The organism is Paenibacillus phytohabitans (genome assembly GCF_013141775.1).
Taxonomy (GTDB): Bacteria; Bacillota; Bacilli; order Paenibacillales; family Paenibacillaceae; genus Paenibacillus_AQ; species Paenibacillus_AQ phytohabitans.
In genome coordinates this window covers 31826-40536 of sequence record NZ_WHOB01000012.1, presented here as the reverse complement: position 1 = coordinate 40536, position 8711 = coordinate 31826, and the positions used below count along the sequence as shown (strand labels likewise).

At 54.9% G+C, this 8711-nt stretch carries 2 protein-coding genes; both read right to left on the bottom strand.

Annotated elements, in window-relative coordinates; translation table 11 throughout:
• Window positions 1-57 precede the first annotated feature (57 nt).
• A complete protein-coding gene (locus tag GC101_RS00810) occupies window positions 58-2253 on the bottom strand; it encodes a type I polyketide synthase (protein ID WP_171715710.1) in 2196 nt (731 codons plus the stop codon).
• Entirely contained in the window at window positions 2246-8683 is a 6438-nt protein-coding gene (locus GC101_RS00805) for an SDR family NAD(P)-dependent oxidoreductase (protein WP_171715709.1), read from the bottom strand. The genes GC101_RS00810 and GC101_RS00805 overlap by 8 nt, the downstream gene beginning before the upstream one ends.
• Window positions 8684-8711 lie beyond the last annotated feature (28 nt).

Below are 8711 nucleotides of genomic sequence, written 5' to 3'. Positions count from 1 at the left end.
TTTAGCCTCCACTTCTCTTCCTAATGAATGTATGAATTTCGGCCGCTCTTACAGCTTCTAGCTTCCCCTGCGGTATTCTTCGATGACGATATGGCAGTTCGTGCCACTGAAGCCAAACCCGCTGATTGCAGCCATTCTGGAGCCCCTTTTGTTCTCCGGCCAATCTACCAGCTCAGTGTTGATGTAGAAGGGGCTTCCGTCCAGCCTGATCTTCTCATTAAGCCGGTTATAGTGGATCAGCGGCGGGATTTGTCTGTTTTTCAGAGACAGCAGGATTTTGATCATTCCGGCGACACCGGCGGCCATTGTGGCATGTCCGATATTGGCTTTGACTGACCCAAGCGCGCAATACTGGCTGTCCTGCGTAAATTCGCGGAACGCTTCGGTCAGGGCCTTTACTTCGATCGGATCCCCCAAAGCGGTGCCCGTTCCATGCGCTTCGACATAGTTGATCTCGGCCGGATCGATGCGGAACTTCTCGTATACCCGTTTCTCCAATTGAATCTGCGAGTTCACACTTGGTGCGGTAATGCCATTGGTCCGGCCGTCCTGATTCACACCTGAGCCGCGGATTACACCATAGATATGATCCCTGTTCTCCAGCGCCTGCTTCAGCGGCTTCAGCACCACGACCCCTACGCCCTCGCTCAGCAGGGTCCCGTCTGCTTCCTGATCGAAGGGCCTGCATACACCCTGCGCTGACAGAATCTCCATCTGGCTGCTCTGCACCATGCTGTCCGGGGTAATCATCAGCCGGATACCTCCGGCCAGCGCCATGTCGCATTCCTCATTCCAGAGGCTGACACATGCCTGGTGTACGGCAACCAGCGACGAGGAACAGGCGGTATCTATTGAAATGCTCGGACCTTTCAAATTGAGAAAATACGAGATTCGCGCAGCCAGGATCGACGAAGAAGTTCCGGTAAAAGCATCTGCGGTATTGCTTAGACGGTTCGCTTCCAGATGCTTGGTATAATCGCTTGGTGCACAGCCGACAAATACGCCGCAGCGGGTATCCTGCACCACCTGGTCGGAATATCCGGCATCCTCCAGCGCCTTCCAGGCCTCCTCCAGAAAAATCCGCTGCTGCGGGTCCATAATCTCCGCTTCCTTAGGAGAAATATTGAAGAATAACGGATCGAATTCATCCACATGGTCAAGCAGTCCGGCAACCGTGCAATAGGTCTTCTGATCCGCTTTCCGGTCTTCGTCATACCATGCCTGAATATCGAACCGGCTGGCGGGAACTTCACCCGTGCTGGATACGCCGTCACGGAGATTGCGCCACAGCTCTCTCGCCGAAGCAGCGCCGGGAAATCTGCCAGATAACCCGACAATCGCAATGCCTTCTGCCGCGGCGGCTAGGACTTGGTCAACGGAAACTCCTAGTGGAGCTTCCGGCATGATCTTTACCGGTTCTTCCGCAGGGCGGGAGGCGGCAAAGCCCAGTTTGATTTTACCTGTAGCCTCTGTACTTGAAGCTGCGGGTGCTATGGGGGCTGCGCCGGTTTTCAGTGTCAGCTTGGGCGCTCCAGAGGCCGGTTGTCCAGCGGATAAGGCAGCCTGCACCGCAGATGCTTGTTCCTCCTTGGCCTGACGCCCGGCTAGAGGATTCAGGGATCGGGCGGCGGGCGGCGAGACTGCGGCTGGTTCAGAAGCTTTTACCGGCTCCTTAAAGTCGTTCACTGGCTCCTTCATTGGCGCTTTCGGTTTGGACGGCGCTGCTGCCGGTTTGTTTGTCGAGAATTGATCGATTAGATCATTCATATATTCATATCTGTGGTTCAAACGCTGGGACTGGACAGGTTCGTGTGTCTGCTCTTGCGGGTTCGCATTCGCAGCACTGGCATTGATTCCCTTCACCGGCATTGCGCCGCTGTTCTTCTGAATCTCATCTACCATATACCGGGCCAGCTCGGGAATGGTCGGATAATCATAGAGCACGATGCCGTCAAGCTGGATATGCAGCGCTTCATTCAAATCGCGGACAATTTCCACACTGCTGATCGAATCAATGCCCATTTCCTTAAAAGAAAGCTCATGGCTCAGCTCCTCCGGCTGAAGCTTCACTACCCGGCACAGCACATCCTTGACCTGCTGCTCCACGGCTTCCGGAGAGAGGGTCTGCTCTGCACCGGAAACCGCATCTCCCCGCTGCTTCAGCTCATGGATACGTCTCAGACCTTCGCGGGCCTCCAGCTTATGGTCCTTGATCTGCTGCAATATGTCCTTGATCGTCTCGCCGTTACTCATAGTACACCTCCAAAAACTGGGCTACTTCGTCCACATCCAGCTCATCCTCGTTCAGCCTGGACAACAGCTCCAGCAGATCACGGTCCTCCTGGTTAACCGATGAGGCAGAAGAGCTGGCGGATATCTCTGATACTCCTGATCCGGCAAGCCCTCCTGAGATCCCGGCTGCTGCTTCCCCTTTTATACCTGATGATGTTCCCGAGACTGCGGATACTGCCTTTAATCCCGGTATTCCCGATACTTCCGCTTCCTTAACCTGTAAAAACGACCCCAGCTTGCGCCCGATATGCGCGGCAAGAAGATTAATAGAGTAGTAGTCATAGATATCGATGGTGTCGAGCTGCAGGCTGAAGCTCTCATTGAGATCGCGCACAATTTCAACGCCGCTGATGGAATCCACACCCATATCCTTGAAATTCATATCCTCGTCCAGTTCCGCTTCATCCAGTTGTATCCGGTTAGCGATGATCCGGGTCAGTTTGTCCTTGACGCTCCGTTCGGCTCCTGCAGCGTGTATGGAAGGACTGGAGCCAGCAGAATCTGTTGAACTGTCAAAACCTGTTGAACCGGCATGATCCGTTAAACCGGAATGTATCCCCCCGGTCGGCAGGCTTGCCTTGTTTCCTTTATCTTCAGGTGCAGACAGGGTTGCTGCCGTTACAGCTTCCCGCTCATTCCCCCCTGTTTCCGCGGCCCGGTATAAGTGGCGGATCTTTGCTTTGACCTCTGAGGTGGTGAAGGTAATCCGGTGCATTTCATTCTCACGTTCCACGCATTGCAGCAATGAATCCAGCACCCGGCTGGACAGCTCCTGCTTCAGCACACTGACCGTGGTCCTCGGCTTCTCGGCTATCAGCCGGGCAATCGACACCGCCTCCTGCAGCACCTTGTCCTTTGCCCGGAAGATGACGGAGGCTGATCTGCTTTTGAGCTGTTCGCCGGAATACATTTTGGCCGTGAACATCATCTCAACCGCGAGATTCTTGCCCAGTTTGTCCTCCAGAATGAAGGTTGCGCCCATCCCCGGAGTGAAGCCGTATTTGGCAAAAGCAGCGGAATACAAGCTCTCCTCAGCCATAACCACAATATCCGCATACAGTCCGAACAGCAGGCCGCCACCGGAAGCGTGGCCTTCCATCGCAGAGATCACAGGAATAGGGCACTCCAGCATCCCCCTGTACAAAATCGGCGCATCTGTGAAGCTCAGCTTGGAGTCAGAAATATCCAGCAGCTGCTCCTGGGTTCCGCCCATGGAGAAGATCCGTTCATTCCCGGCAACCACAATCGCCTTGACCTGCTCATCCTGCTGCGCGGCATGGAAGCAATGGGTAAGCCCCTGTATAACCTCATGGGTAAAAGTATTGTTATGCTTGGCATCCTGAATCCGGATAATAGCGACGCCGCCCTCCACATGCTCCAGCAAAACTTCATTTCCCGCATACGCCGGAAATGCTTCAGGCGCTGCGAATCCGGCAGTTGGAGCGGGTTCTGCATACTCTTGTATAGTTGTAATTAGTTGTGAAGGGTTAATCGGCTCGATCCAATAGCTTTTTCGGGCAAACGGATAATGCGGCAGCGAAAGAAGCTCAGGTACGTCATTCCCGTATAATGTCCGCCAGTCTATAGCTGCGCCTTCCGCCCATGCCTGGGCCAGGCGTTCAGCATCGCCCGGCGTATACGGATTAGCCTGGATTTGTACATGGCTCTGCATTTGCGCCTTGCTTGCCTGCCCTTGTGCAGCCGTGCCTGCCTCTGACGTGAACAGTTGAGCGGATGCCCGCTGCTCCAAATAATCCCCGATCGTCACCAGCAGCTCACTAAGTGTACGGTACACGACAGCCAGCCGGTGCTTCATGGGTTCCCGGGCCACCTGAAGTGTATAGCTGAGCCCCGGCAACGACAGTTTCTGCACCGCCCCGGCCCTGACTTCAGCAGCCTCATAACCTTCCATACCTGCAACTCCGTGTACAAGCTGACTGCTGAGCTCTTCCACTGTTAAGTCACCGCTAACGGCAGAAGCATTTGCCTGGATGCCAAAGCTCGCCAGGAGCCTGTCACACAGCTGGATGAATTCAACAGGCCCGAGGCCCAGCTCCTCCAGAGAGTGATCCTGTCCAATCCCGGTGACCGGAAGGTCCAGCATTTGAGCAATGACCTCCTGCAGGGCAGCTGTCATGTCCTTATGACTACCGTGGCCCTCTGTTGTTCTTTGTTCCATAAAAGCTTTCATCCGCCGGGCATAAGCCTGCAGCCGTTCAGGGGTCTGCGCGGATAATATGAAGATATACGGATCATTATCAACATTCTGCTGATCCTGATTCCCGCTGCTTCTGCTGCCGGTATATTGCTCTAGAATGACATGGGCGTTAGAACCTCCCGCACCAAAAGCACTGATGCCGGCGCGTCTCGGGTACACCGTTGTCCGCCCGTTTGCGTTACGGGTGACCGGCTTCCACGGCTCCAGCTTCTGCTGAATGTAAAAGCCCGAATCGCCAAGCCGGATATGCGGGTTAATTCGTTCAGAATGAATTGATGGTACAAGCTGCCCGTGCTGCATCTGCAGAAGCACCTTGGCGATGGAGGATATGCCTGCAGCCGCTTCGGCATGGCCGATATTGGACTTGACTGAACCGATGGCACAGCTGAAGGCTTCGTCCTTATGGGGAGCAAAAGCATTCATCAGCGCCTTGATCTCAATCGGATCGCCGAGCGAGGTCCCCGTGCCGTGCGCTTCGATATAATTTATGGTGCCGGCATCGATGCCGCTTCTGCGAATCGCTTCGGACACGGCCTCCTCCTGTGCACGCTGATTGGGAACCGTGAACCCGCTGGCCTCCCCGCCATGATTAATGGCGCTGCCCTTGATAACTGCATAGATCCGGTCATGATCCCGCTCTGCCTGCCTTAGAGGCTTGATCAGAATGGCGCCCGCTGCCTCCGCAGGCACGTAACCATCGCCGCCTTCGCCGAAGCTGCGGCACCGGCCATCCGAGGAAGCGAAATTCCCTTGGGACAACAGAAGATACTTATCCGGGTGCACGGAGAGATTCACCCCTCCAACCAGGGCCATGGCACAATCCTGATTTTTCACACTTTGACAGGCCATGTGCAGTGCCGTCATCGACGAGGAACACATGGTATCAATGCCCAGCGAAGGTCCGGTCAGTCCAAAATAATATGAGACCCGGTTGGCAATCGACGAGAGGGTGGAAGTGGAGACCTGCCGGCTGGTGTTGTAGAGCTGGTACTGCATCCACATGGCTCCGGCGAATACGCCTACCTTTTGACCTTTGAGCGCAGACCGGATATACCCGCCATCCTCGAATGCTTCCCAGGCCAGCTCCAGAAACACCCGCTCATGCGGGTCCATCAGCACGGCTTGATAAGGGGCCACATTGAACAGCAGTGAATCGAACTTGTCCACATCGCGGAGGAAGCCGCCCCACCGGGAGCTGTCCTTGCCCCAGCTCTCCCGGGCAATCTGCTGCTGCTCCTCATGACTCCACCTCAGCGGATCGATCTCCGATACGGCGTCCCGTCCTGCCTTGAGCAGCTCCCAATACTCCGGCAGATTGTCCGCACCCGGAAATCTCCCGCTGATTCCGATAATCGCTAGGTCATCCTCTTCTGTACCTCCGGCAGAACGGGTAATCGGATTCGGAGCCATCTCAGGCTGTGTAGCCGCCGTTTCCTTATGTAACTCCTCATTCCACTCCCCGTCCCGGACCAAGACAGCGTTAATCCTGCTTTCTTCCCCCGGAACCATGAGCAATAGGGTTTCTTCCCGCTGCAGCGCCCATTCCAGCGCCTCTATCCCTGCGGAAGTCTCCAGGAGCGAGATGCCAAATCTGTGTTTTAGCGCAAACTCCGTATGTTCGTCGCCTTTCATGCCGCCTTCGCGCCAGAGTGGCCAGTTGACGGACAGGGATTTGCCGCTTCTCAGCCCCTGCGCTCTCCAGAGTTCTCTTTGCTGTATATAGCCATCCATATATAAATTGGCATACGCATAATCACTTTGGCTTGGATTGCCCAGAATTCCCGCCACGGAGGAAAAAGCGGCAAAAAACGTGAGCGGCTCCCCCTTGAACACTTCATCGAGATTGGCCGTCCCCTCCGCCTTCACCCGCAGCACCTGACGCAGCACATCACTGTCCTTATGTACCAGTAACGAATCGCGTGTAAGTCCCGCACAGTGAAAGATTCCGTCCAATTCCCCATACTTCTCTTTCACAAAAGCATGCAGGCGCTCCACCGATGTCCGGTCCGTTACATCACAAGCCACATAATCCAGACGCTGATGCGCGCCTAACCCTGCTGCAGCCTCTTCCGGCAGCTTGACAGCTCTGCCGCAGAGAATGGCTGTCCCGCCTTGCTGCAGAACATGGGCTGCCAGCTTCAGTCCGATGCCTCCGGCTCCGCCTGTAATCAAGTAGACCTGATTGCTGCGAATGGCCGTTTTACCTCCGCCAGCTACGTGTCCTGCCTTACGGTAGGTCTGTATTCTCCGTATGTCCTGCTCATACACCACACGGCGCCCGCTGTCCCAGCCCCTGTAGAGTTCATCTTGGAAAATTGTCCGGAGCTGCCTGCGGTTCTCCGCATCCAGGCCGATACATTTATAAGACACCTTATCCGTTTCGGATTGGATGCAGTGCAGGAATCCCTCCATCGCTGCATCGCCCGGATGAGCGGCAGAACCTTCTTGATCGAAGAAATACAGCACCTTTACTGCCGATTTAATTTTGCTTCTCAGCAGCTCCCGCAGGATGTAGAACATGGGGATTACCTGCTGCTCGGACTCCGGCAGACCGCCCTGCTTCCGCCCGCCGCAATTCAGGCTGTTGACCAGAACTGTGGGCATGCGGTCTGCTGCCTGTAATTCATCTGCCAATTGCCTGTAATCATCCTCGCAGTTAAAGTTCATGCGGTAAATGCCGGCTTGTGCTGCGGTAAATTGCTCTCCCGGAAGCACAAAGGTGTAGCGATTGCCTGCCTCTATTCCCGCCAGAGACAGCAGTTCATCCTGCTGCCCGCACAAGACCAGTACCTGCTCCTGCTGTCCCGGGTATCCTGACTCGCTAAGCTGTGTTAGCGGGCCGTTGATCCAAGCGGAGGTATAGGCGTGAATGGCCGCAGCGGACGGTTCCGGCTTGACTGATTGGTGCACATCGCCAGCCACTGTATCGGAGCTGAAAAACGAATTGCTATGCTCCCGGAGAATATACTGGCTTAACTCCTCCATCGTGGCGTATTCAAACAGCAGCGTTGGGTAAAGGGGGCATCCCAGCTTCTCTTCCAGCCGCTTGACGATGTCCAGCAAATGCTGTGAGTTCAGCCCTTGATTGTAAAAACCCTCATCGGTCCGCAGCTCAGCTTCATCCCTTCCGGACAGACCGCTTACCAGCCGCTTCAGATAAGCGGTAACGGCAGCCTTGCGCATACCTTCTTCCGCCGGATCTCCTATACGGGCCAGCGGAGCTTGGGCTTTGACTTGGACCGGCTCCAGCTTAGCAGGTGCGGACGAAACCAGTGGGGAAGCTGCTGGAGATTGAACCTTCTGAGGCCCGCTGATCAGTTCCCTGGAGCGGATCTTCTTCAGGCCCCAGCGTCTGAAGCTGGCAATCTCCTGTCCTTGCCCGTTATACACCTCGATATCGAAATACATCAGGTCCTTGATGTCTCCATCCGGATAACCCTCATCCTTGATATAGACATAGATCTGCTCCTTCATCGGTTCATAGGAACGGAAGGATTCGATGAACATCGGAATGGAAGCCTGAATGTCCCTGGAGAAATCCAGCTCCTGCAATACGACGAATCCCTGAACCAGCGTTGCCGCATCCAGATAACAAGGGTGCATGTAGAACTGGTCCATATATTCCTTCGCCAGCTCGCCCAGGGTAATCTCAGCCAGGATACGCTGATCGCCGTAATACAGCTTCCCCAGACCCTTCATAAATTCCAGATGGCGGATATCAATTCTCCGTACATAGCTGTAGGCATGGTCCATATCTTCCACGCGATGGCTCAGACTTTTAATCTGCTGAATGTCGATTGATTTCCGCTCGCCGGTGCGCGCAGGGGACAAATGCAGCTCACAGCGCAGGTTTTCATCCCAGGTACTGTCCAGGAGCTCATGCTCCTTAATCTTCCGGCTCTGCGCCACGACCTCGTATCCGTCCGCTTTCTTGGTGAACGAGATTTGGATTTTTTTATCATATTGTCCGCTGGTGGAGACCGGCTCGCTGAACAGAACCTTGCGCAGCTCGATATCCCGCAGGTTGATGCCCTTGGTCTGCAGGAACCGGTAGATCATGTCAAGCAGCGTCACACCCGGCATGATCCGTACACCGTGAACCCGATGATCTCTGACGATATAATTGCTGTTTTTAATTACTGTACTGAACTTCACACCGTTTAAAGCGTCCATGCGTGCACACCTCTCCGCTCTCCCGTAT